The organism is Escherichia sp. TW09308 (genome assembly GCF_000208565.1).
GTDB lineage: Bacteria > Pseudomonadota > Gammaproteobacteria > Enterobacterales > Enterobacteriaceae > Escherichia > Escherichia marmotae.
Window position 1 is genome coordinate 3,418,964 of sequence record NZ_AEME01000001.1, and the last position, 24,750, is coordinate 3,443,713.

General features: G+C 48.9%; 24 protein-coding genes, 1 tRNA gene and 3 pseudogenes. 15 read left to right on the top strand and 13 right to left on the bottom strand.

The annotated features are described in order from the left end of the window. The 7 genes from tssJ to tssH all read right to left on the bottom strand — a co-directional run bounded on the left by tssJ (nt 1) and on the right by tssH (nt 7,019). Nucleotides 1-534 (bottom strand): type VI secretion system lipoprotein TssJ, encoded by a 534-nt coding sequence (tssJ, locus tag ESM_RS0116235; RefSeq protein WP_001045927.1) that lies wholly within the window; start codon nt 532-534, stop codon nt 1-3. A 67-nt stretch (nt 535-601) separates the two neighbouring features. Next, nucleotides 602-1,087 (bottom strand): Hcp family type VI secretion system effector, encoded by a 486-nt coding sequence (locus tag ESM_RS0116240; RefSeq protein ID WP_000312805.1) that lies wholly within the window; start codon nt 1,085-1,087, stop codon nt 602-604. Nucleotides 1,088-1,267: 180 nt separating this feature from the next. After that, nucleotides 1,268-1,720, bottom strand: a complete 453-nt coding sequence (locus ESM_RS0116245; RefSeq protein ID WP_000537223.1) for an STY0301 family protein — start codon at nt 1,718-1,720, stop codon at nt 1,268-1,270. 12 nt (nt 1,721-1,732) lie between these two features. After that, nucleotides 1,733-2,140, bottom strand: coding sequence for a BPSL0067 family protein (locus tag ESM_RS0116250; protein ID WP_000332236.1), 408 nt, complete (start codon nt 2,138-2,140; stop codon nt 1,733-1,735). 51 nt (nt 2,141-2,191) lie between these two features. Further along, entirely contained in the window at nt 2,192-3,706 is a 1,515-nt protein-coding gene (tssC, locus tag ESM_RS0116255; RefSeq protein WP_000245852.1) for a type VI secretion system contractile sheath large subunit, read from the bottom strand. A gap of 24 nt (nt 3,707-3,730) precedes the next feature. Continuing rightward, a complete protein-coding gene (tssB, locus tag ESM_RS0116260; protein WP_000996822.1) occupies nt 3,731-4,276 on the bottom strand; it encodes a type VI secretion system contractile sheath small subunit in 546 nt (181 codons plus the stop codon). 100 nt (nt 4,277-4,376) lie between these two features. Further along, nucleotides 4,377-7,019, bottom strand: a complete 2,643-nt coding sequence (tssH, locus tag ESM_RS0116265) for a type VI secretion system ATPase TssH (RefSeq protein ID WP_010379285.1) — start codon at nt 7,017-7,019, stop codon at nt 4,377-4,379. Between the two features lie 332 nt (nt 7,020-7,351). Here tssH and tagK point away from each other — a divergent pair, with 332 nt between their 5' ends. The 6 genes and pseudogenes from tagK to ESM_RS0116295 all read left to right on the top strand — a co-directional run bounded on the left by tagK (nt 7,352) and on the right by ESM_RS0116295 (nt 13,521). Further along, nucleotides 7,352-8,263 (top strand): type VI secretion system-associated protein TagK, encoded by a 912-nt coding sequence (tagK, locus tag ESM_RS0116270; protein ID WP_000812393.1) that lies wholly within the window; start codon nt 7,352-7,354, stop codon nt 8,261-8,263. Further along, nucleotides 8,253-9,083 carry a type VI secretion system accessory protein TagJ gene (locus tag ESM_RS0116275; RefSeq protein WP_000183894.1) on the top strand — a complete coding sequence of 277 codons (831 nt, stop codon included), beginning with the start codon at nt 8,253-8,255 and terminating at the stop codon, nt 9,081-9,083. Before tagK ends, ESM_RS0116275 begins: the two co-directional genes overlap by 11 nt. Next, the gene (tssE, locus tag ESM_RS0116280; protein ID WP_001279389.1) at nt 9,080-9,574 is read left to right on the top strand and encodes a type VI secretion system baseplate subunit TssE; all 495 of its coding nucleotides are present in this window, start codon (nt 9,080-9,082) and stop codon (nt 9,572-9,574) included. The genes ESM_RS0116275 and tssE overlap by 4 nt, the downstream gene beginning before the upstream one ends. A 15-nt stretch (nt 9,575-9,589) precedes the next feature. Beyond that, complete coding sequence (tssF, locus tag ESM_RS0116285) at nt 9,590-11,473, top strand: type VI secretion system baseplate subunit TssF (RefSeq protein ID WP_000371514.1); 1,884 nt, start codon at nt 9,590-9,592, stop codon at nt 11,471-11,473. Continuing rightward, nucleotides 11,470-12,464, top strand: a pseudogene (gene tssG / locus ESM_RS01000000125090) (type VI secretion system baseplate subunit TssG). The gene tssF and the pseudogene tssG overlap by 4 nt, the downstream one beginning before the upstream one ends. Before the next feature lie 10 nt (nt 12,465-12,474). Then, nucleotides 12,475-13,521: a type VI secretion system protein TssA gene (locus ESM_RS0116295; protein WP_000450215.1), complete on the top strand. Its 1,047-nt coding sequence runs from the start codon at nt 12,475-12,477 to the stop codon at nt 13,519-13,521. A 148-nt stretch (nt 13,522-13,669) separates the two neighbouring features. Here the strand turns inward: ESM_RS0116295 and ESM_RS0116300 are convergent. Next, nucleotides 13,670-13,746: transfer RNA gene (locus ESM_RS0116300), tRNA-Asp, on the bottom strand. A gap of 132 nt (nt 13,747-13,878) precedes the next feature. Next, a complete protein-coding gene (gene dnaQ, locus ESM_RS0116305) occupies nt 13,879-14,610 on the bottom strand; it encodes a DNA polymerase III subunit epsilon (RefSeq protein ID WP_010379295.1) in 732 nt (243 codons plus the stop codon). A gap of 64 nt (nt 14,611-14,674) precedes the next feature. Here dnaQ and rnhA point away from each other — a divergent pair, with 64 nt between their 5' ends. Then, nucleotides 14,675-15,142, top strand: coding sequence for a ribonuclease HI (gene rnhA, locus ESM_RS0116310; protein ID WP_000917882.1), 468 nt, complete (start codon nt 14,675-14,677; stop codon nt 15,140-15,142). Here rnhA and ESM_RS0116315 read toward each other — a convergent pair. Beyond that, nucleotides 15,139-15,861 carry a class I SAM-dependent methyltransferase gene (locus ESM_RS0116315; protein ID WP_001515751.1) on the bottom strand — a complete coding sequence of 241 codons (723 nt, stop codon included), beginning with the start codon at nt 15,859-15,861 and terminating at the stop codon, nt 15,139-15,141. The two genes, rnhA and ESM_RS0116315, sit on opposite strands and share 4 nt — an antisense overlap. A 33-nt stretch (nt 15,862-15,894) precedes the next feature. Here ESM_RS0116315 and gloB point away from each other — a divergent pair, with 33 nt between their 5' ends. Together gloB and mltD are read left to right on the top strand one after the other, a co-directional pair. Further along, entirely contained in the window at nt 15,895-16,650 is a 756-nt protein-coding gene (gene gloB, locus ESM_RS0116320; RefSeq protein WP_001052786.1) for a hydroxyacylglutathione hydrolase, read from the top strand. Between the two features lie 71 nt (nt 16,651-16,721). Further along, nucleotides 16,722-18,080, top strand: coding sequence for a murein transglycosylase D (gene mltD / locus ESM_RS0116325; protein ID WP_000644687.1), 1,359 nt, complete (start codon nt 16,722-16,724; stop codon nt 18,078-18,080). A gap of 47 nt (nt 18,081-18,127) precedes the next feature. Here the strand turns inward: mltD and ESM_RS0116330 are convergent, their stop codons facing one another. Further along, nucleotides 18,128-18,898: a class I SAM-dependent methyltransferase gene (locus ESM_RS0116330; RefSeq protein ID WP_000211694.1), complete on the bottom strand. Its 771-nt coding sequence runs from the start codon at nt 18,896-18,898 to the stop codon at nt 18,128-18,130. 77 nt (nt 18,899-18,975) lie between these two features. After that, nucleotides 18,976-19,776 (bottom strand): endonuclease/exonuclease/phosphatase family protein, encoded by an 801-nt coding sequence (locus ESM_RS0116335; protein ID WP_001230982.1) that lies wholly within the window; start codon nt 19,774-19,776, stop codon nt 18,976-18,978. Nucleotides 19,777-20,017: 241 nt separating this feature from the next. Here ESM_RS0116335 and yafC point away from each other — a divergent pair, with 241 nt between their 5' ends. Further along, nucleotides 20,018-20,932: a DNA-binding transcriptional regulator YafC gene (gene yafC / locus ESM_RS0116340; protein ID WP_000648552.1), complete on the top strand. Its 915-nt coding sequence runs from the start codon at nt 20,018-20,020 to the stop codon at nt 20,930-20,932. Here the strand turns inward: yafC and dkgB are convergent. Beyond that, nucleotides 20,929-21,731: pseudogene (dkgB, locus tag ESM_RS01000000125095) on the bottom strand (2,5-didehydrogluconate reductase DkgB). The gene yafC and the pseudogene dkgB sit on opposite strands and share 4 nt — an antisense overlap. A 187-nt stretch (nt 21,732-21,918) precedes the next feature. Here dkgB and ESM_RS0116350 point away from each other — a divergent pair. From ESM_RS0116350 to ESM_RS0116360, 5 genes and pseudogenes are all read left to right on the top strand, one after another. Next, the gene (locus ESM_RS0116350; RefSeq protein WP_001060128.1) at nt 21,919-22,239 is read left to right on the top strand and encodes a hypothetical protein; all 321 of its coding nucleotides are present in this window, start codon (nt 21,919-21,921) and stop codon (nt 22,237-22,239) included. An 86-nt stretch (nt 22,240-22,325) separates the two neighbouring features. Continuing rightward, nucleotides 22,326-22,415: pseudogene (locus ESM_RS1000000129675) on the top strand (RHS repeat-associated core domain-containing protein); the annotation flags it as partial. A 48-nt stretch (nt 22,416-22,463) separates the two neighbouring features. Continuing rightward, on the top strand, nt 22,464-22,754 hold the full coding sequence (locus tag ESM_RS1000000128495; protein WP_138922591.1) for a hypothetical protein: 291 nt from the start codon (nt 22,464-22,466) through the stop codon (nt 22,752-22,754). Beyond that, complete coding sequence (locus tag ESM_RS0116355) at nt 22,751-23,326, top strand: hypothetical protein (RefSeq protein ID WP_001058669.1); 576 nt, start codon at nt 22,751-22,753, stop codon at nt 23,324-23,326. Before ESM_RS1000000128495 ends, ESM_RS0116355 begins: the two co-directional genes overlap by 4 nt. Before the next feature lie 272 nt (nt 23,327-23,598). After that, nucleotides 23,599-24,735: an ISAs1 family transposase gene (locus tag ESM_RS0116360; protein ID WP_000420985.1), complete on the top strand. Its 1,137-nt coding sequence runs from the start codon at nt 23,599-23,601 to the stop codon at nt 24,733-24,735. Nucleotides 24,736-24,750 lie beyond the last annotated feature (15 nt).

A 24,750-nucleotide genomic window follows, 5' to 3' on the forward strand; every position in this document is an offset into this window, starting at 1 on the left:
TTACTCATCCCGTTCTTTAATCACTATGGCGCTTTGCTCTATACCGGCATCCAGTTCGACTTTTTTCTTTGGCATAAAGCGGCTGTACCAGCTTTTTTCCGGGGGATCAGGAATTTTATACGTGACTCGCCATACCGATTTTCCCAGATTGCGATAGCCAGCAAGGATCCCCAGTGCCGTGGTTTCTTTATTGAGAGAGCGACGCAGCTTTTTCTCCTCGCCCGGACGCAGGATAAAGCTGTCGCGGTGCAGTAAATCATCGGTAAGAACAGTTTTGTCATTGTCCTGAAGAGACCACCAGTCCGCCGCCGTGAAAGCTGCATCATTTTTCAGTTCATAAACGCGTATCTCTATGGGCGCGGCTTTCTTCTGATTGTCTGGGTTCACCTTATCGGAAGCCTTCATCACCAGATCAAGTCGCTGTGACATCAGGTCCGGCACGGTGTCGCTGTCAATGCTGCACCCGGGCAAAAGGCAGATAAAAAACAACGCTACCGCCCATAACCGCCAACCGGGGTCACGCCATTTATTCACTGTAATTTCCTTTAAAATCAAATAATAAATAACGGCCAGGCTATATACCTGGCCGGAAAAAAATTGCTTAAATTTCTTTGTTAGCTTTGAAATCGTAACCTGCCGTGATAGTGCCGCCGCTGCCGCCCTGCTGGTTCTGCACCACGTATTCCTGTTTCACGGTGCTGAAAGAGAGTTCGACTCTTTCGCGGGAGGCGATCTCGCCCTCCTTGCTACCACTGGGGGAAACCACAGCCACAATCAGGTCAGTAAAAGTGTACTTGAGGTATTCCAGCGGATTGCCGCCTGCTTTACGCATGACAAGGATGGACTTCGGAATGTGCTTGCCGGAGGAGCAGTATTTGAACAGGTTCGGGCTGGCGCGATCGATATAATGTTCAAACTCCAGGTTAGTCACGGAGACTTTACCGGATCCCAGGCCGCTGCCCGCGTGCATGGTGGATTCCTGGTGGATATTCCAGCGCCAGCTCAGCACCTCAATTTCATTTTTATGTTTGTCATCCATTGACTCGCCGTCAATGCCGTCAATTTTCAAAAAAATGTCATAAGCCATTTTTATTTCCTTATTAAGAATTACTTAAAAATAATCTCTGATTTATCTGCATAGCTGAATGCAGATAAACCATTGCCGTACAGAACCCCCTCTCCTTTATTTCAGAAGAACAGAAGGCTGTATAATTTCCGGTAATGAGATACCAGTATTTAATTAATTTACATGTTGAATGTATTACGTCTATTTACATATCACAGATATCAATGACTCTCCTTGTTCCCGCTGACGCTGTAAAGAAGATGCCTGGCACTGTGTTGCAGATGCTGGTACTGGTTGTGATAACCAAACCTGTCCGTGGTTATAAATACAAGAAACCCAGTAACGCTCACTATCCTGATTAGTGGTCATTGTGGTATCCCATATTTGCCTGGTTTCACCCTTTATTTTCTCTGTCTCTGGTTTTAGATCTATCCGATTTTCAGGTTTTCCCTGCGACATCCCTACGCCGTCCAGCCACAGACGGGGTTCATAGCGGGAAGATCCCTGCCAGGATGCAGGTACATCCGACTCCAGTTCTGTCGTTGAGGATTTTATATTGATAAACTCGGGGCAACTGACTTCCCACGCTGCAACAAATTGTGAATAAAACAACATATAACCCAATAACAGAGAAAAAATAAAACGGGTCCCCATTGAATCTATCCTCTACTCAATAACATAAAAAGCTTCAGCGTTATTACTGGCATCATGATATGTCCCATCACTGCGCATCCCACCTTTTCTGGAGATTTTGCGCGCAGATACATTCGAGGCTTTGCCTGTCCACTGATCCATAACATAAATATACGAATCATCCTGTTCGAGATAGAAAGCAGCATGTTTATGAGCATTGTCCCCCGATGGATATTTCCCATTCACAAAAGTCGCAATTGCTGTTCCTCTGGGAATCGATTTGTCTCCGAAAACCTTCCGACCCTGCTTCCACGTTCCGGTATGCCCCACATGTGCATATACCTGAACCAAGAACACACATTCCTTTCTGTCTCCTGCCCCCGCCATTCCCACCATTTCAGTGCCCTGCAATGAATCTACCAGTCCATAAACATATGCCATATATCCCCCCTGAGTATTACCCGACATCATTCATTCAAATATTCATAAAAATCAGGCGGTTCCCTGTTTTACTGACGGCAGTTTTGTCACCAGACGCAGCGATCCTGTTAATCCTTCAAGCTGAAAATGCGGGCGCAGGAAGAATTTGGCATCGTAATAACCCGGATTCCCCTCCACTTCTTCCACCACTACCTCAGCAGCAGCCAACGGACGGCGGGCTTTGGTTTCCTGCGAGGAGTTCACCGGATCGGCATCAACGTAGTTCATGATCCATTCATTGAGCCAGCGCTGCATATCTTCACGCTCTTTGAACGAGCCAATCTTGTCGCGCACGATACATTTGAGGAAGTGCGCAAACCGCGAGCAGGCGAATAGATACGGCAGGCGTGCGGAGAGATTGGCGTTGGCCGTGGCGTCCGGATCGTAATATTCCTGTGGTTTTTGCAACGACTGTGCGCCAATGAAGGCGGCGTAATCAGAGTTTTTGCGGTGGATCAGCGGGATAAAACCATTTTTCGCCAGTTCAGCTTCCCGACGGTCAGAGATGGCAATTTCCGTCGGACATTTCATGTCCACGCCACCATCGTCGGTAGGGAATGTATGACAGGGTAGGTTTTCCACCGCACCACCAGACTCCACACCACGGATCAACGTACACCAACCGTAATGTTTGAAAGAACGGTTGATATTTACGCCCATTGCATAGGCAGCATTGCTCCAGACATATTTGCTGTGGTCTGCACCATCTGCATCTTCTTCAAAATCAAACTCATCGACAGGGTTTGTTTTCGCACCATAAGGCAAACGGGAGAGAAAACGTGGCATCGTCAGGCCAATGTAACGAGAATCCTCACTTTTTCGCAGCGAATTCCACGGAGCATATTCGAGGTTTTGGGTCACAATTTTGGTCAGATCACGCGGGTTAGCCAGTTCCTGCCAGGAGTCCATCTGCAACACTGACGGAGAGGCCCCGGCAATAAACGGCGCATGGGCTGAGGCAGCCACTTTGGCAATGGAGCCGAGCAGATCCACATCCGGCGGGGTGTGATCAAAATAATAATCCGCAATGATACAACCGTAGGGTTCTCCGCCTAACTGCCCATATTCAGCTTCATACAGCTTTTTGAACATGGGGCTTTGATCCCAGGCGATCCCTTTGTAACGCTTCATATTTTTCCGCAATTCATCCTTTGAAAGGTTCATAAAGCGGATTTTTAATTTTTCATCGGTTTCGGTGTTGTAAACCAAATGTTCCATCCCACGCCAGGAAGACTCCAGTTTCTGAAAATCCGGATGACTCAGGATTAGCTTGATCTGTTCCGTTAATTTGAAATCGATCTGCTCAATAATCGTAGCAATACTTTTGTAAGCATCGTCACTGACGGTGACTGTATTTGTCAGAGCCTGTTGGGCCAGCGTCTGAACTGCAGCCTCAACAGCCTTTGCAGCCTGAGGTGTCTTGGGACGGAAGGCTTTATCCAGCAGTGAATCAAATTCAGTGTCCTGATAGGCTGTGCTTTGCTCAGCAGTGAGATCGCCTGTCGCCAGAAGAGTATCGTTTACCATGAAAGTTCCTTAATAAAATCGCAGTTAGTCTGTTGTTCCCGTTTCACCTGATAAGACACTTTCCTGTTGAGTGACAGGTTTTGGTGCACTGGCCAGAGCGTTCAGTAACGTCGGGTCTTGTAAGAGTTTATTGATCAGATTTTCTGCTCCTGCTTTACCATCCATATAGGTTTGTAGGTTGGCAAGCTGAGTACGTGCTTCCAGCAGTTGGTTCAGGGCGTCCACCTTGCGGGCAATCTGCGCAGGTGAAAAATCATCCATATTCTCCAGCGTAATATCGACCATTAACTGCCCTTCGCCCGTCAGCGTATTGGGGACAGCAAACGCCACGCGCGGCGCAATAGCCTTCATTCGCTCGTTGAAATTGTCGATGTCAATATCAAGGAATTTACGATCGGTTACTGTGGGCAACTCTTCACGTGGCTTACCGGCCAGATCGGCCAGCACCGCCATGACAAACGGCAGTTCGATTTTTTTTTCGGAGCCATAAATCTCAACGTCATACTCAATCTGCACGCGGGGCGCACGGTTGCGGGCAATAAACTTCTGCGCGCTGTTGTTGATAGCCATAATCCTTCATTTCCTTATCAGTCAGCCGCCGACCGCCAGGAGAGCGGTTCAACGGTACAGTTTAAAAATGCACAGCAAACAGTTGGTTCATACGGATAAATCATGCTTCATGAACCGTTTCAAAAATAATCTGTTCATCCTCATCAACACGAATGCGGATTTGCGTGATGGCCGTTTTCTCTGTCATCGCCTGCAACCAGTAACGGGACAGTTGTGGGAGGAGATGTTGTTCGATATAGCCGATAAGCAAACGAGCGCCGGTTTCGTGCATCGGGCAATGTGCCACTATGTGCGTAATTAATTCATCGCCATAGACGAGTGAAACGCCATGCTGCTCTGCCATCCGATCCATCAGCCTGTCAAGATGCAGGCGGGCAATAACGCCACGCGCCGTCTCATCCAGCGGCAGATAGGGGATAACCGTCACCCGTCCCAGGAAAGCAGCCGGGAAGTGTTTGCGTAACTCCGGCATTAAGGCTTCTTTTAATCCTGACAAATCAGGCAGTAGCGCCGGATCCTCGCACATCTGGCTGATAAGGTCCGCTCCTGCATTAGTGGTCAACAACAGCGTGGTATTTTTGAAATCGATGTGGACACCTTCGCCATCCTCCATCGCGCCTTTATCAAATACCTGGTAGAACAACTCATGGACGTCATGATGGGCTTTTTCAATTTCGTCGAGCAGCACCACGCTCCAGGGATGACGACGTACAGCTTCCGTCAACACGCCGCCTTCGCCATAGCCCACGTAGCCGGGCGGCGCACCTTTCAGCGTGGAGACGGTATGGGACTCCTGAAACTCGCTCATATTGATGGTGATCAGGTTCTGTTCGCCGCCGTAAATAGCTTCCGCCAGCGCCAGCGCGGTTTCGGTCTTACCCACACCGGACGGCCCGGCCAGCAGAAAGACACCCACTGGTTTACGCGGGTCACCTAAACCCGCCCGCGCGGTCTGGATACGCTCACCAATCTGCACCAGCGCATCCATCTGCCCGGTAACACGCTGCGCCAGACGGATGGGGAGTTCGAGGATCTGGCTGGCTTCATCTTTCACCATGCGCCCGGCGGGAATGCCTGTCCAGTCGGAGACAATCGCTGCCACCACCGCCGCGTTAACTTCCGGGAACACAATGGGGTTTTCACCCTGCCAGACTCGTAATGCAGTTTCCGACTGTTGTAACGTGGTTTCATCACGCTCATCGGGCTCTGCGGCACGCTGTTCCTGTAAGGTATGAACCAACTCCAGTTCCTGCTGCCAGCGCGCTTCGGTGTCAGAAAGATCTGCATTCAGTGAGGCGATCCGTATCGTCAGTATGTCGCCCCGCTCTGCGCGGATACCCATTTTTTCCTGCTTTAATAACAACTCCTGCTCCAGTTCAGCGGCATTGAGCTGCTGACGCAGATACTGGACTTTCGCTGGTGGGGTATGCAGCGACAGCGCTACACGGGCCGCCGCCGTATCCAGCAAGCTGATAGCCTTGTCCGGTAGCTGCCGGGCCGGAATGTAACGGTGAGAAAGCTGTACGGCGGCGCGCACAGCCTCATCAAGGATCAGGACGTCATGGTGTTTTTCCAGCGTGGTGACTAACCCGCGTACCATCTCAACAGCAGCAACCTCTTCCGGCTCTGCCACCTGCAACACCTGAAAACGCCGGGTCAGCGCCGGATCTTTTTCGATATGGCGTTTGTACTCACTCCAGGTGGTTGCGCCGATGGTGCGCAGGGTGCCACGCGCCAGCGCCGGTTTCAGCAGATTGGCAGCGTCGCCCGTACCGGATGTACCACCAGCGCCCACCAGGGTGTGAACTTCATCGACAAACAGAATAACCGGCTGCGGCGAACGCGCAGCCTCTTCCAACAGCGCCTTCAGGCGGGATTCAAATTCGCCCTTCATGGACGCCCCGGCCAGCAGCGCCCCGACATCCAGCGACAGCAGACGCACGTTTCGCAGTGAAGGCGGCACTTCGCCCCGGGCAATCGCCAGCGCAAATCCTTCCACCACAGCCGTTTTCCCGACGCCCGCCTCGCCGGTCAGCAGCGGATTGTTCTGCCGACGACGCAGCAGAATATCCGTCATGGTACGAATTTCGTGTTCGCGGCCGGTGACCGGATCAATATTGCCTTCACGCGCCAGTGTAGTCATGTCCTGACAGTATTTCGCCAGCGCAGATTTACTTCCGCTTGATTCGCTGGCAAATACCTGGCTAGCTTCCCCCGGTACTGCAGAATTCAAACCCGAGCCGTCATATGGCATTTCTGTTATTTCAGAAGATGATGTGATTAAAGACGGAAGGATATCTAATAGTTCATCTACCGGTAGCCCAGCCAAAGGCGCACAGATATTTTTTAACACCCGATGCAATTCTGGCGTGGTTAACCAGGCAAGTAATAACCAGCCACTACGAATTTTTTGATCACCAAAACGGATACTTGCCAACATCCAGGCTTTTTCGACAGATAGATCGATATGATGGGAAAAATCGTTAATTACACTCGCCCCGGCAGGCAATATCTCCAGTTGTCGAATTAACGCATTCTCTACATCAGCAGATGTTATTTGATAGTGTCGAAGCACATTGTGAATGTCATTCTCTGGTTGTTGTATGAGTTGATGCAACCAATGTGTCAGTTCGACATAAGGATTAGCACGTAATTTACAGAACGTTGTCGCGGATTCCAAAGATCTAAATAAAGATTTGGTCAGCTTTCCATATAGTGCACTGCGTGAAACAGGAGTGTCCATCTGTTACACCTGATGATGTAAAATCATATAAATGATACATAAGCATAACTGTATCGATTAAAATTCCTAATTAATAGAATCATCAAAAACCCAGAATGAAACAATGATGCATATCACAGAACACAATGTAATATAGCAGTTAGTATCTTTTTTATGGTGATATTCAATATAGCAATTTAATTTCATATATATTATGAATATATTACGCTAAAAATCACCACTATATATTTCCGCGAAGACTAATATTGATAAAGCAAATTGATCAGTATTGCTTATCTAAAAATTTTAATTAATTATTCTGTTGAAAAAAACACTCTACACAGTGATATGCAATGAAACAAAATATTACCTGGGGACTACAAAAAATACAGGCGCATGGGATCTCCGATAACACAATTTATGCGACTGCAGGAACCCAAATTATCTTCACCGTTACCACTCCCTGGATCCCTGTTTTTGAGGCAAATGATGATGTAAAGATTGCCCTCAGTCTGACCCGCCACGAAGAGGCATGGTGGATAATTAATCAGTCTGATGAATATTGTTGCACGGTAAATGATCAGATTGTCGAGCCGCATCACCGTATGCGCCTGAACGAAGGAGACTTGATTGAATGGGGATTATCTTCATGGTGTCTTGTGCGCGGTAACCTACCATCCACGGCTTTACACGTGGAAAAGACGACAGCGCAGATTACCGCTTCACCAAAAACAATGATTGAGTATCTCGATCTCGACTGGTTTCGACAACAGCAAACACAACCGCAAAACCCGTTCGATATCATTCCGATCCACGGCGCAGTCACCACAGAAGTTGCCCCAGAAACAGATAACCCACTCCCCCTTCTTTATCAAGAATACCGCCAGGCGTTGTCGTCCCCCGAACAGGATATTCATCACCATGTTGATCCTTTTCCCCTGTACGAAGAGGCAGTCACACAGGATCTGACCTCCTTATGCAGCCTGACCTCTGAAACTGATACATTGCAGGATATAGTCACTGGTGGGCTAAGTATTGACGCGATTCTCGATGTGCTGGATACCACCGGCGAAGAAGAAACCACCTGGCCTGTCGAAACGATTCTCCCCGATATCCTGCATCTGCTTTCCCCGGAATATGCACAGGAAACGATACATAACGCCATTCTACCCGACCTGACACAACGTGAGCACCGCATCATCGGCATTGACAGTCATTACCGGGTCACCCCGGTACAACACGGAGATATTTATCATGACAAATAATAACGTGCTACCGGCGATGTTGTCGGCGCTGTTGCGGGATTATTCTGTAGCGGAAGGAATTCAGATAGCGGAGCAACAGGTAAAGAAGCAGCCGACGTTGGCTTCACATCGGCACAATCTGTTTCAGTTATTGTGCGTGACAGGCTGTTGGTCGCGGGCGCTACAACAAATTCAGCTTTGCGCCCGAATAGACGCTAATTATACCCGAGAGGCTCAGATATTTGGGGAGCTGATCCGCTGTGAGATATACCGCCACACCTGCTTTCAGGGGGAACAGCGTCCCGGTTTTATTCTCTCCCCGCCCGCGTGGATGGAGAATTTGCTGGCCGCCCTCACCGGTAACACCCGTGGTGAAGCGCAGGAAGCTGATGTCCACCGCAACCGCGCACTTGAGGCCATCACAGACACTACCGGGCAGTGGAATGGCGGTAAATTTGACTGGATTAGTGACAGTGATTCCCGTACCGGCCCGGTACTCGAACTGATCGCGGGCGGTGTATATATCTGGCTGCCATTTTCACAAATTCGTTCGCTGAAATCGCCACGGCCCGTGCATCTGACCGATTTGCTCTGGAAACCCGTCAACATCACCCTGCATAACGGTGACACGCACAGCGCCTGGCTGTTTTCCCGCTACAGCGGTTCTGAAAGTGCTTCTGACACCTTACGCCTTTGCCGGGAAACCGTCTGGCAGGACGGGCCAGGAGATACCCTGGTTACGGCACTGGGACAAAAAATGTGGCTCACCAGTCACGGCGATATCAGCCTGCTGGATATGACCGCCTGTACCTTTAATGCGCCCGAAGGTAGTGACGCATGAGCGACTTTCGCCTGCGCCATAGCAACCACCTGATGCCTACATTGTTTGATCGACTGTGTGACGATGCTCCACAGCAGAAGCGCGACCACGATATCAGCGTCAGTCCGGTACAGCTCAGGGAGATCATCCGTAGGGATTTGTCATTTTTGCTCAACACGGTCAGTCATGAAGATAATATTGATGCCGCGCATTACCCGCAGGCTGCGGCTTCCGTACTGAACTACGGTCTGCCGCCGCTGGCTGGCAGCTTTCTGTATGAACACAAATGGGACGATATCCGCAGGGCCATTTTACGTACCATCATTCGGTTTGAACCCCGCCTGAAAGCATCCACTCTGCAAATCATCCCGCTCCAGGATGAGCGCCGCCAGAGCGGTCATAACACATTACAGTTTGAAATTCGCGGCGAAATCCTCACGCAGCCGTACCCTACAGCATTTCGGGTACGCAGCGTGCTGGATATGGAACAGAGCCACATTACATTTTTTTAATACAGAAGGTGACCGATGGATCCACGGCTACTGGAATACTACAACCGCGAACTGAGCTATCTGCGGGAAACGGGAGCCGAATTTGCCACCCGTCATCCTAAAGTCGCCGCCCGGCTGGGTATGCATGGAACGGATATTGCCGATCCGTATGTAGAAAGGATGGTCGAGGCCTTCAGCTTCCTGACCGCCCGCACGCAGCTTAAAATTGATGCTGAATTCCCCCGACTCACCCAGCGTCTGTTGGAGGTCGTCAGCCCTAATTACGTTACCCCCACGCCCTCAATGAGTGTGGCGCAACTCCATCCCGACCCGGAAGAAGGTGATCTGGCAAAGGGGTTCACCGTACCGCGCAGCACTGCCTTTTTTTCCGCCATCCCGGAAGGTGAAAGCACCGCCTGTCAGTTTCGCAGCAGCCAGGATGTGACACTGTGGCCACTCGCCATCGAAGAAGCACGTCTGACCGCCGCACCGCCAGATATGCCCGCCCTGCACCGCTACCTGCCTGCTAACATTCACGTTGCTGGCGCGCTGCGTATTACCTTGCGCACCTTCGGTGAACTGACTTTCAGCCAGCTTGCCGGGCTGGACAGGCTGCCGCTTTATCTCTGCGGCGAGGAACGCACGGCCTCACACCTGTTCGAACTGCTGCATACCAGCGCTATCGCCACACTGGTTGGCGTTCCGGGCCATTTTGACGGCATGTTGGATGTGAACCTGAAACAGCCCGTCATGTATGAGGGTCTGGAGCCGGATCAGGGACTACTGCCGCTGGCGTGGAACGTATTCCACGGCCATAACCTGTTGCATGAATATTTCGCCTGCCCGGAGCGATTTTATTTTTTCACACCAACGGGACTGTCTGCCGGGCTACAGAAAATTCACGGCGGCGTGGCGGAAATCGTCATTTTGCTGAACCGCCTGCCGCCGGACTGGCTTAGCCACCAGACGGATGCCACACAGCTCAGTCTATTCTGTACCCCGGTTGTCAACCTGTTCCCCCGAGTCACCGCCCGGATCGACGTCACGCACAGCACGACGGAGCAGCATCTGGTAGTAGACAGAACCCATCCACTGGATTATGAGGTGTTCTCGGTTCAGGAAGTGGAAGGGCTGGAAACTGACACCACACGGAAGATAGCCTTTCGCCCGCTCTACCACACGCGCAATAACGATGAAGGCAACCACGGGCGTTATTTTTCCCTGCGCCGGGAACCGCGCCGCTTATCAGAAAACGCCCGCCGTTACGGCACCCGAACCCCCTATACGGGTTCGGAAGCGTTCCTGTCACTGGTTGATCAGTATGAAGCGCCGTACCCGGAAAATCTGCGCCATATCACCATCACGGCCATGATAACCAACCGCGATCTCCCCTGTCTTATTACACGCAATGGCCGGAACGACCTGACCGTGGATGCGGCAATCCCGGTGGCGGGCGTCGGGCTTATCCGTCCACCGCGACCGCCGCAGCCCCCGCTGGCTGAACGTGAAATGGCCTGGCGGTTGATCCGCCAGTTATCTTTTAATTATCTGCCACTGGCCGATCTGGATCACCGCACCGGCGGCCAGGCGTTGCGCGATCTGCTGAGCCTGTTTATTCCGGCGCATGACAGTCCGCTGTCGCGTCAGGTGCGTAGTCTGGTTGGCTGCAAAACGACACCGGTCACACGTCGTCTGCCAGGTTCCGGTTTGCTGGTCTATGGTCGAGGCGTCAGTTGTGAACTGACCGTGGATGAAGAAGGCTTCTCGGGTATCAGTCCATATCTGTTCGGTCTGGTGCTGGAGCATTATATCGCCCGTCATGTTTCCATTAACACCTTCTCGCAAATGACGCTACACAGCATGCAGCGCGGCAGAATTATGACCTGGCCGGTCAGGGCTGGACAGCGGGGAAGCATATGAGCGGCAATTTCACGCAGGCACAGGAAACTCCCTGGCGTTACGGTTTTCTGAACCTGATGCGTCGCGTTGATGTGCAGTTGTGCACCGTCCCGGCTGGCGGCACATGGCAACCGAGGATGGAAAAATTTCGCCTGGGACAAACACCTGCGCTGACCTTTGCACCAAGGGAAATCGCCAGTGTGAGCTGGCAGGAAGGACGACTGAACATCAGCCTTTACAGCCTCGGGCTGTGGGGGCCGAACGGCCCGCTACCGCTGCACTACACAGAACTGGCACATAACCGGACCGAAAGCCGCCGCGATCCGACACTAACTCGTTTTTCCGATCTTTTTCATCACCGCTGGCTGACGCAATTTTACCAGGCATGGCGCAGCGCTCAGTCCGCCGGGGGGGTCTGGATAATCCGCAACATGACCGCTTTGCCTTTTATATCGCCAGTCTCAGCGGACAGGATTTGCGGGAATGCGCCGACAGCCCGTTGCCGGATCACGTTCGCCTTGCGGCATCGGCTCATCTGGTGCGTGAATCCCGCAATCCGGACGGACTGGCAGCCACGCTGGCGCACTATTTCGGCGTGCCATTCCGGGTACAGGAGTACGTTTTGCACTGGATAGCCGTAGCAAATGACGAGATCACCCGACTGGGCATTCCTGCCCCCTCTTCCGTTATTGGCAACGGCGCACTCATAGGACAGGCCGTACCGGACATGCAGTATAAGTTTCGGCTGGTCATTGGTCCGCTGACACTAGAGGATTACCAACGTTTTCTGCCTGGCGGCAATAATTTGCCGGTGCTGACGGAACTGGTTCGCGCCTTCACCGGTTTTGAATACTGCTGGGAAATTGAGCTACAGCTTAAACCACACACTGCACCTCCGGTTGTTACAGGCGGCCCATACCAGCTTGGCTGGACTGCCTGGGCTGGAAAGGCCATGCATGATAACCCGGTGACGGGCATGATTTTCGAACCTGAACACTATCTGGCGTACTGAGGATAATTTAATGGAAACATCTCTGGCTGACCCTGTTTCGGCTGAATGCCCATGTGGCCCGGATCTGGAGTACGATCCTGAATACCTGCTGCTGTTCACCCGCGCAACGCCGCGTGAAGAAGCGCAATACGGCGATTTTGTCAGTACGCCGGAAACCATTAACTGGGCGGAGCTTGAGCGGGATGCCCGCCGCCTGCTGACGCGCAGTAAAGATATCCGTATTCTGGTTGTCCTGCTGCGCTGCCGGATCCAGCAGGCCGGTGCCAGAGGGCTGGCGGAGGCATTTACCTTACTGGAAATGCTGTGCGCCACGTACCCGGACACCATCCATCCACAACTGCTCGCGACTGAAGATATCACCGCCGAAGATGCTACAGTAGCACGCAGTAACGCGCTGTCGGCGCTGCTGGACCACGAAGGAGTAATGGCGGATATTCGTGGCATTATGCTGTCAAACAATGCTGCTATGCGCCTTCAGGTACGGGATGTGGAGCGTTCGCTGTCTGCATCACGCCCGACGGATGCGCTGGCACCAGAATCAGTACGCCAGCAACTGGCCGACCTGGAAGCTCAAGGCGCACTGCCGCTGGATGCCTTTCGCCAGGCCTCGGAAACCACAGAGCGCCTGCAATGTCATGCGCGTGCAACGCTGAATGATCATGCCCCGGACTTTTCGCGTCTTACACAATTGCTGGCCCTATTGCCAGGAGCGGTGCAGAGCACCACGCCGGAGATCCCGCCGCAACCGCAGGCTGAACAGCCGGAGAACGCCGCCATCGATCATACTGAACAGATACAGGCAGAGCACGTTGTGCCACCGGTACATACTGCGGTGGGAATATCTCCGCTGCCCGGCGCAGAACCCCGGCAGATCCGTGACCGGAACGACGCGCTGGAACGTTTACGAGTTATACGTCGATGGTTTGAGCACAGCGAACCGAGCAGCCCGACTATTCCCTTGCTGCGCCAGGCGGAACGGCTGATTGGAAAACGCTTCTCGGAAGTAATAAATGAAATTCCAGCAGAACTGCTGGAGAAATGGGATGCGCTGGAATAACAGAAATGGACGGAATGTATAACGGCTGGCCATTATATTATGTGGCCATTTTTTAAATCATATCCGTTTTAATTCTGGGGCAACAAATTCCCTCAGCGTCCAAAACGACGAAAGCCCGAATCATTACTGATTCGGGCTTTCTGAATACTGGCGGAACGGACGGGACTCGAACCCGCGACCCCCTGCGTGACAGGCAGGTATTCTAACCGACTGAACTACCGCTCCGCGTTGTGTTCCGTTGGGAACGAGGCGAATATTACGGACTGCCTCGTTCTTCGTCAACGGTTTTTCTCATCTTTTGAATCGTTTGCTGCAAAAATCGCCCAACGTGCTATTTTTAGCGCCTTCAACGGATAATTATGCCCGCCAGAGGCAGCTTCCGCCCTTCTTCTGCACCAGATCAAGACGGGCTTCATGCGCTGCAAGCTCTTCATCTGTCGCAAAAACAACGCGTAACTTACTTGCCTGGCGCACAATACGCTGAATTGTCGCTTCGCCTTGTTGCTGCTGTGTCTCTCCTTCCATCGCAAAAGCCATCGACGTTTGACCACCGGTCATCGCCAGATAAACTTCCGCCAGGATCTGAGCATCGAGTAATGCCCCGTGCAGCGTACGCTTACTGTTATCTATTTCATAGCGAGCGCATAACGCATCGAGGCTGTTGCGCTTGCCAGGAAACATTTTCCTCGCTACCGCAAGGCTATCGGTTACCTTACAGAAGGTATTGGTCTTTGGAATATCGCGCTTGAGCAGCGAAAACTCGTAGTCCATAAAGCCGATATCGAACGCTGCGTTATGGATCACCAGCTCCGCGCCGCGGATATAGTCCATAAACTCATCAGCTACGTCGGCAAACGTGGGCTTATCAAGCAAAAATTCATCGGCAATACCGTGTACGCCAAAGGCTTCCGGGTCTACCAGCCGATCGGGCTTCAGATAAACGTGGAAGTTATTGCCCGTCAGACGACGGTTCACCACTTCAACGGCACCAATCTCAATAATCTTGTGGCCTTCATAGTGCGCGCCAATCTGGTTCATACCGGTGGTTTCGGTATCGAGAACGATCTGGCGTGTAATTGCAGTGCTCATAGCGGTCATTTATGTCAGACTTGTCTTTTTACAGTTCGATTCAATTACAGGAAGTCTACCAGAGATGCTTAAACAGGTAGAAATTTTCACCGATGGTTCGTGTCTGGGTAATCCCGGGCCGGGTGGTTATGGCGCTATTTTACGCTATCGCGGACGCGAAAAAACCTTTAGCGCAGGCTACACCCGCACCACCAACAACCGTATGGAGTTGATGGCTGCTATTGTCGCGCTGGAAGCGTTAAAAGAACATTGCGAAGTCATTTTGAGTACCGACAGCCAGTATGTCCGCCAGGGGATCACCCAGTGGATCCATAACTGGAAAAAACGGGGCTGGAAAACCGCAGACAAAAAACCGGTAAAAAATGTCGATCTCTGGCAACGTCTCGATGCCGCGTTGGGTCAGCATCAAATCAAATGGGAATGGGTTAAAGGCCATGCCGGGCATCCGGAAAACGAACGTTGCGATGAACTGGCTCGCGCAGCAGCGATGAATCCCACGCTGGAAGATACGGGCTATCAAGCCGAAGTTTAAGCCTGCGGCTTACGAAATTGCCGGGTGGCACCAACCGCCTGGCGAATTCGCGGTTTGTTTTTGCTCTGTTTCATCGGGTTGAGCGTTAGAGGAATAGTCCGTTTCCGGGCAACAATAAGTTGTAAGCAACCAAGCGCAGGAATATGCGTGCTCAATAGTTTTCCACCATATTTGTTCCACGGGAGAACATGGAAACGGCTGGCATGCACTACTTCAAAATTCAACAAAGAAAGCCAGTCCAGTTGCCGCATCAGGGTAAACATCCGGCTATTATAGGGCGATGTTTTTCGCAATACCGGCACAAGTTTACGTAATCCCATTAAACTGATGGGATTGAAGCCAGTAATAACCAGCCAACCATCATCAATCAATACCCTATCGGCTTCGCGTAATAAACGATGCGGGTCAGTGCACCACGGCAACGTATGCGCCAGTAGACAAACATCGACGGATTTATCGGCAAAAGGAAGATGAAGCGGATCCGCCTGCACTTGTACGGGCGTTCCTTGTGCAGAAACATTCACTTGATGAGAAACCGCGCACGCTTCGCAATTGATTTCTGCGCTTAAATTGCCAATCTTAAGCAGATGAAAACCATACATTTTAGCGAACCATGGGTTGAGCTGACGCTCCAGCGCCTTGCGATAAAGCTCTCCCCAGGGCAAATCGCCCCAGCAATCAGGAGCCACGACAGTTTGAGGGTTCCTTGCCGGTTTCATCACAACCTTCCGTTTCGCACTGAGAGGTAATCTATGAATCTTAACAGTATTTCCGCCTTTGATGACAATTACATCTGGGTTTTATCTGATGAAGCAGGTCGTTGCCTGATTGTCGATCCGGGAGAGGCAGAACCTGTATTAAAGGCGATTTCAGATAACAACTGGCAACCAGTAGCGATTTTCCTCACTCACCATCACCACGATCACGTTGGCGGTGTAAAAGAACTGGTAGAAAAGTATCCGCAAATTGTGGTGTATGGACCCGAAGAGACACAAGATAAGGGAACAACGCTGGTAGTCAAAGATGGCGATACTGCCTTCGTTTTAGGGCATGAATTTAGTGTAATTGCTACACCAGGTCACACTTTAGGACATATCTGTTACTTCAGTAATCCTTATCTATTTTGCGGCGATACTTTGTTTTCTGGAGGATGCGGGAGGATATTTGAAGGTACTCCACCACAGATGTATCAATCACTTAAAAAACTAAGTGAACTTCATGATGATACATTGGTGTGTTGTGCTCATGAATATACTTTATCAAATATGAAGTTTGCCTTGAGTATTCTTCCGCACGATTTGTCCATAAATGATTATTATCGTAAAGTTAAGGAGTTACGGGCAAAAAATCAAATAACACTCCCCGTAATTCTGAAAAATGAGCGACAAATTAATGTTTTTTTGAGAACAGAAGATATTGATTTAATTAATGTAATTAATAAAGAAACATTATTGCAACAACCTGAAGAGCGTTTTGCATGGTTAAGGTCAAAGAAAGATAGGTTCTGATAAAACTTTCTTGTCATTGGCTTCGTTCGCCGTTATGATCGGTCGTCTTTTAAGCAACTATTGACACACACATGAAGGCAAAAGCGATATTACTCGCCTCTGTCCTGCTCGTAGGTTGCCAGAGTACCGGTAACGTTCAACAGCACGCACAGAGCCTTTCTGCAGCTGGTCAAGGGGAAGCAGCAAAGTTTACAAGTCAGGCACGATGGATGGACGATGGGACGTCTATCGCGCCAGATGGTGACTTGTGGGCTTTCATAGGCGACGAGCTAAAGATGGGAATTCCGGAAAATGACCGGATTCGCGAACAGAAACAGAAATATTTACGCAATAAGAGCTATCTCCACGATGTAACTTTACGGGCAGAGCCGTATATGTACTGGATTGCCGGGCAAGTTAAAAAACGTAACATGCCTATGGAACTGGTACTACTACCCATAGTGGAGAGCGCTTTTGATCCTCACGCAACGTCTGGCGCCAATGCCGCAGGCATCTGGCAGATCATTCCGAGCACGGGGCGCAATTATGGTTTGAAACAGACCCGCAATTATGATGCGCGTCGCGATGTTGTTGCTTCAACAACGGCTGCGCTGAACATGATGCAGCGTCTGAACAAAATGTTTGACGGCGACTGGCTTCTGACCGTAGCGGCTTATAACAGCGGCGAAGGTCGAGTCATGAAGGCAATAAAAACGAACAAAGCGCGTGGTAAATCCACGGACTTCTGGTCGTTACCGTTGCCACAGGAAACGAAGCAGTACGTGCCTAAAATGCTGGCATTGAGTGATATTCTCAAGAACAGCAAGCGTTATGGCGTACGTCTACCGACGACCGATGAAAGCCGTGCTCTGGCGCGTGTACACCTGAGTAGCCCAGTTGAAATGGCGAAGGTTGCAGATATGGCGGGAATTTCTGTCAGCAAGCTGAAGACATTCAACGCTGGCGTAAAAGGTTCCACGCTGGGCGCAAGTGGTCCGCAATACGTGATGGTGCCAAAGAAACATGCAGATCAACTGCGTGAATCTCTGGCTTCAGGCGAAATTGCTGCCGTACAATCAACACTGGTTGCCGACAATACGCCACTTAACAGCCGTGTTTACACCGTACGCTCTGGCGACACGCTTTCAAGCATCGCTTCACGTCTCGGCGTAAGCACAAAGAATTTGCAGCAGTGGAACAATCTGCGCGGTTCTAAGCTGAAACCCGGCCAAAGTCTGACGATTGGCGCAGGTAATAGCGCACAGCGGCTGGCAAACAACAGCGATAGCATTACGTATCGTGTGCGCAAAGGCGATTCGCTTTCAAGCATTGCTAAGCGTCACGGCGTGAACATCAAAGATGTGATGCGCTGGAACAGCGACACTGCGAATCTGCAACCAGGCGATAAGCTGACGTTGTTTGTAAAAAACAACAACATGCCAGATTCCTGACAAACCAGATAACAGAAAGGCACCGATTCCCCCGGTGCCTTTTTTATTTATGCCGCTTTATGAGCTTCAATCATAATAGTATCACTGGTGAAAGAGCCATCATTCTGCAAGGCAAAATACGTTTTCACCTCTGTAGATGCGCTCTGTTGGTAAACACGAATAGCGTCTGCTAATACTTCTGGCGTGCGCATTCTCGCGACCCACGAAGAAAATTCCAGCGGCAATTTATCGGTGATCAAGTTATCAACAACCAGACTGGCTTCATTGACTAACGCCAACCATTCGCCACTGGAGTAGTTGCGCACGTGAGAAGTATCACGTAACGCTTCTACCGTCTGTAACCAAATATCGCGCACCGAATGACCCGGTGACATCACATCCATCACAATCAACAGACCACCGGGCTTCAGTACCCGATTCACTTCACGCAGTGCCGCACCGACATCATGCCAGTGATGGGCAGAATAACGACTGATAACAATATCAAAAGAGCGATCGGCAAATGGCAGGCATTCAGCATATCCCTTGCGAGTAGTGATATTTGTCAGTTGCCGTGCATTGGCCGCTTGTGTAACAACATCCAGCATTTGTGAAGATAAATCATACGCCACCACCGCCTGCACATTTTGCGCCGCGACAAAGCTGGCATGTCCTGCTCCACAGCCCATATCAAGCACGCAAGCTTCAGGATATCCGGCCAGACGCGCAGCCAGACGCTGCAAGTCTCGCCCGGATGCATGCACGGTACTGGTTAAATACTCACTGGCCTGCGAGCTAAACTGCTTTTCTACATGGTCATGGTGGGATTGTGTTGTCATTGCGCTGTCCTTTAGTTGTTTGAGTATTAAAGGGCAGCGCCAAACATTGGTCTGCCCTGTGGCAGACCTGACATACCTTATTTATCAGGCTTGCCGGGACCGAATTCAACGAGTAGCGGATTGTGATCGGAAGCGCGCGTAACCAGTACGGAAGCTTCACTAACATTCAGCCCACGGTAGAAAACAAAATCGAGCGGACGACCAAACGCCCGACGGCGTTGATCATCAGTAAAACGCACCTGACGCAGCGACATTTCCCGCGCAAAGCGGTATAAGGCATTCATCCTTCTACGGCTCCAGGCATTGAAATCTCCCGCCATAATGACCGGGCCGCTGTGGTGGGCTATCTGATCGCCAATAGGAAGTAACTGCTTACTATAGACATCCACGCCCAGGCTGAAGTTAACGGCATGAATATTCACCACCATCAATAAACGCGTATCTGGCAATGGGTAGACCGTCACCAGCGCCGACTTTGCCAGACGCAAAATAGGTTCTCGTTCGCGTAACGGGCAGCAATAAACAGGATGCGCCGCCGAAAGCGTCATAACACCGGAAGGATGTTGTGGCAGTACGAAAGCAGGCACCTGATCAGCGGCGAGATAGTTAGCGGTCGCAAACTGCACTAACTCTGGTGTTGTTTGCGCTTCCTGCAATAACACCAGATGCGCATCTTTGCCGTAATTTTTCAGTACCGACAACCATTCAGCACGTTGCTGTTTGTAAATGTTCCACACCAGGATCCGAATACGCTCTTCGGTACTTAACGGCTCTCCGGGGGGTAATGCCTGGCCGATGCTCGCAAAAGACCCTGGCGGTAAGATCCTTTCCGCAGGTTGTCCGGCAACATAGCGCATGGCATAGGTGTTTTTTCGCACTTTTGACTTTGAAACCTCTATTACGTCAACCCTTCCGCACTCGGGAGGGTTCTACTGTTATAGGGATTTTAGCTCACTCTTTCAACGAGCAATTGTATATTGTTATGTAAGCAAGTGCTTACATCGGACAGAATTTGGCTCATCATTGATGATCATTAAATCGGATGACTTATCACCTGTCCGAATGGTTTAATAACAAATAAATTCAAAATCTCTTTTATATTTTGCAACAGGAGCAAAAATGAAAGCCACGTCGGAAGAACTCGCCATTTTTGTTTCGGTAGTCGAAAGCGGAAGTTTTAGCCGGGCGGCAGAACAATTAGGACAAGCGAACTCTGCGGTAAGCCGGGCGGTGAAAAAGCTGGAGATGAAACTTGGCGTTAGCCTGCTTAATCGCACCACGCGGCAACTTAGCCTGACGGAGGAAGGGGAACGTTATTTTCGGCGTGTGCAGTCGATTTTGCAGGAAATGGCCGCAGCAGAATCAGAAATCATGGAGACACGTAATACGCCACGCGGACTGTTACGAATCGATGCCGCGACCCCCGTGATATTGCACTTTCTGATGCCGTTGATTAAACCATTTCGTGAACGCTATCCGGAAGTTACTTTATCGCTAGTCTCCTCCGAAACCATTATTAATTTGATCGAAAGAAAAGTGGATGTTGCGATTCGCGCCGGCGCATTAACGGATTCCAGCCTCCGAGCCAGACCGTTGTTTAACAGCTATCGAAAAATTATCGCCTCCCCCGATTATATTGCCCGCCACGGGAAGCCAGAAACTATCGACGATTTAAAGCAGCATGTTTGCCTGGGATTCACTGAACCAGCCTCCCTCAATACCTGGCCGATAGCCTGTAGCGATGGGCAATTACATGAGGTGAAGTACGGTTTGTCATCCAATAGCGGGGAAACGCTGAAACAGCTTTGCCTGAGTGGCAACGGGATCGCGTGTTTATCTGACTATATGATCGACAAAGAAATTGCACGTGGTGAACTGGTAGAGTTAATGGCAGATAGAGTACTGCCAGTGGAAATGCCTTTCAGCGCCGTTTATTACAGCGACCGTGCAGTGAGCACCCGTATACGAGCCTTTATCGATTTCCTTAGTGAGCATATAAAAACAGCTCCCGGAGGAGCTGTCAGAGAAGTTTAATCCCATTCAGGAGCCAGACCTTCCGGACTTACGAGGCGGTCGTTGCAATCCAGCGTGGCGATCGCTTTTTTGTCTTCGGCATCAAGCTGTAAATTTACTGCCTGCAGGTTACTCTCCAGATTTTCGCGTTTAGTAGAAGAAGGAATAACCGAGTAACCTTCCCCCATCGCCCATGCCAGAATCACTTGTGCCGGAGTCGCATTGTGTTTCGCGGCGATACGAGCAATAACCTCATCTTTCAATGCCTTCCCATAAGCCAGCGTCATGTAGGAGGTAATATGAATGTCGTGCTGTTTAGCCCAATCGACCACTTTATGGTTTTGCAGATAAGGAGAGAGCTCAATCTGGTTGGTGGCGATGTTTTCAGCGCCAACAGCAGTAATCGCTTTTTCCATCAACGGGATGGTGAAGTTGGAAATACCGATCTCACGCGTCAGCCCTTGTTTTTTCGCTTCCAGCAGCGCCTGCATAAACTCTTCTACTGATACCGCATCATTTGGTGACGGCCAATGGATCAGTGTCAGATCGACATAATCGGTACGTAATTTTTGCAGACTATCCTTCAAACTCGGGATCAGTTTGTCTTTGCTGAGATTTTAATCCAGATTTTAGTGGTGATATAGAGTTCATTACGTGGTATGCCGCTTTCTGCAATCGCCTGACCTACAGCAGCTTCGTTATCATAGATTTGTGCGGTATCAATTGCGCGATAGCCAAGTTCCAGCGCGGTTTTTACTGATGCAATAACAACGTCATCCTTCAGACGGAAAGTACCTAAACCAAATGCAGGGATAGCCATAATATGCCTCTTTTAATGATATGTTCGTTAACTGAGATGATTATGGACTTCAGATTGTTGCGGAAAAAGAGCGTAAAATGCAGAGGATTTTTGCGATTCTGGCAATAATGAAATTGCAGACGAAAAAAAACCTCGAGCGTTAACTCGAGGCTTCTTAATAATAAGACTACGAGAAAAGGAAGGATTTGTGAATAATAAAGATAAATTGCATCTTGAAAAACTGCTTAATTCTGAAGATGAAAAGCAAGTAGCTGAGACACTCCTTTATATAGTCTACAATGTTAAAGATATTTCATGGTCTGAAGAAGTATTCATGAGGATGGCTAATAATTTCAATGGTGATATATGTGGACTTGCTTTAACTTGCATTGGGCACTTGGCAAGAATAAATGGTAAAATAGATAAAGGAAAAGTCATTCCATTTCTAAAAGAGAAAATGGAAAATTCAAATGAGGTAATATCGTCAAGAGCTGAAGATGCGCTTGATGATATTAATGTTTTCACTTAGATTGTTGTATTTATAATGGGGAAACCGTACTAAGTTACGACCCGAACATCTGGTATGAGCGGGGAAATGGTTAGATTTGCTTTCTTGACCCGATAGGGCTGCTTGGTGGAATAAACCTTTACCAGTATGCGCCTAATCCAATAAACTGGATTGACCCGTTAGGCTTACAACGGCTTTGTGCATTTGGAAATAAGAGTGGGCCAAAAGGTATTCGTGAGCGAGATTTGACACCCAATGAGCATGGTTTGCTTCCTTCACAAGCAGGTAAGGTTAAACCTCAAGGTAAATCAGTGACCAGAACACCTAAAGAATCAGGTTTACAGGGGTATTATCATACTTTACCTGAAGATGTGAAAATGCCTGATGGGTTAGGTATTAAGCACGATGGGCGTGATATGCCGGGAGGGTATATGTCTCCGGGATACTCAACAGTGTATCCTACTAGAGATATGACGCCAGATGAGTTCAATGATTTGTTTAATTCATTACCATGGGAGTATGGTGGTAAAATATGAACAATTTTATAAAAAAGTTCATTGCTATAGAAGATTTTTTTAATGAAGGGACTCGTAATTTTATTGAGTTAGTCCAATGCAATGGAATCACATGGTCAAAATATGAGTTACAGGAAATCGCTCTAAACCAATACTATTATCATGTCCGTTCCCTACTTCTTGAATATGAACCTGATTTAATGTTTTTGCTGTGTTCAACAGATAGTGAATATAGAAGAGTATCTTTGAAATTAATAAAAGACAGCTTGCTTGATTTTTCTTCATCTGATTTATTTCTCGAGAAACTTATAAATATATCGATCATCGGTAATGATGAAGAAAAAAAACTGTCGAGAGATATTATAATTTCACGTGGATGGCTGTTAACTCGACATGAGTTAGTCGAAGATGCCATATCTAATTTTTATAATAATGGCTTAGACTATTATTTATATAAAGACATTGGGGAGTTCTTATATATTATAAAAAATAATGCATTGTTAAATATGCATGTAAAATTAGGAGTACATAGCCAAGATAAAGACATTGTTGAGTGGGCTAATGAACTAAAAATGAATTTAGTCGGCAGATAATTCTGCATTTGCATTCTCAATGGATGACTTTGGTTGCAAGGCGAGACTGCATTATGACTTGCTCAGATACTATGACCCGGAGTGCGGAAGATTTGCATAATCCACCGAGAATGTAAATATGCCAATAGCAGGGAAAGATCACGTAACGCTGCTTTTTTGCACTAAATAATTCGCACTAAATGTTCAATAATTGAGATATTCCTTATTACCTAAAGCTGTTTTTCATTGTTTATACATGATCAAATACTCCTTACATAATTAAGGAGAACAAAATGGAACTTAAAAAATTGATGGAACATATTTCTATTATCCCCGATTACAGACAAGTCTGGAAAGTGGAACATAAATTATCTGATATTCTACTGCTGACTATTTGTGCCGTTATTTCTGGTGCAGAAGGTTGGGAAGATATAGAGGATTTCGGGGAAACACATCTCGATTTTTTGAAGCAATATGGTGAATTTGAAAATGGTATTCCTGTTCACGATACTATTGCCAGAGTTGTATCCTGTATCAGTCCTGTAAAATTTTATGAGTGCTTTATTAACTGGATGCGTGACTGCCATTCTTCAGATGATAAAGACATCATCGCAATTGATGGAAAAACGCTCCGGAACTCTTATGACAAGAGTCGCCGCAAGGGAGCGATTCATGTCATTAGTGCGTTCTCAACAGTGCACAGTCTGGTCATCGGACAGATCAAGACGGATGAGAAATCCAATGAGATCACAGCTATTCCTGAACTTCTTAACATGTTGGATATTAAAGGAAAAATTATCACAACTGATGCGATGGGGTGCCAGAAAGATATTGCAGAGAAGATACAAAAACAGGGAGGTGATTATTTATTCGCTGTAAAAGGAAATCAGGGGCGGCTTAATAAAGCCTTTGAGGAAAAATTTCCACTGAAAGAATTAAATAATCCAGAGCATGACAGTTACGCAATTAGTGAAAAGAGTCACGGCAGAGAGGAAATCCGTCTTCACATTGTTTTCGATGTCCCTGATGAACTTATTGATTTCACGTTTGAATGGAAAGGGCTGAAGAAATTATGCGTGTCAGTCTCCTTTCGGTCAATAATAGCAGAACAAAAGAAAGAGCCAGAAATGACGGTCAGATATTATATCAGTTCTGCTGATTTAACCGCAGAGAAGTTCGCCACAGCGATCCGAAATCACTGGCACGTGGAGAATAAGTTGCACTGGCGTCTGGACGTGGTAATGAATGAAGACGATTGTAAAATAAGAAGAGGAAATGCAGCAGAATTATTTTCAGGGATACGGCACATCGCTATTAATATTTTGACGAATGATAAGGTATTCAAGGCAGGGTTAAGACGTAAGATGCGAAAAGCAGCCATGGACAGAAACTATCTGGCGTCAGTCCTTGCGGGAAGCGGACTTTCGTAATCTCGCCCTGGCATA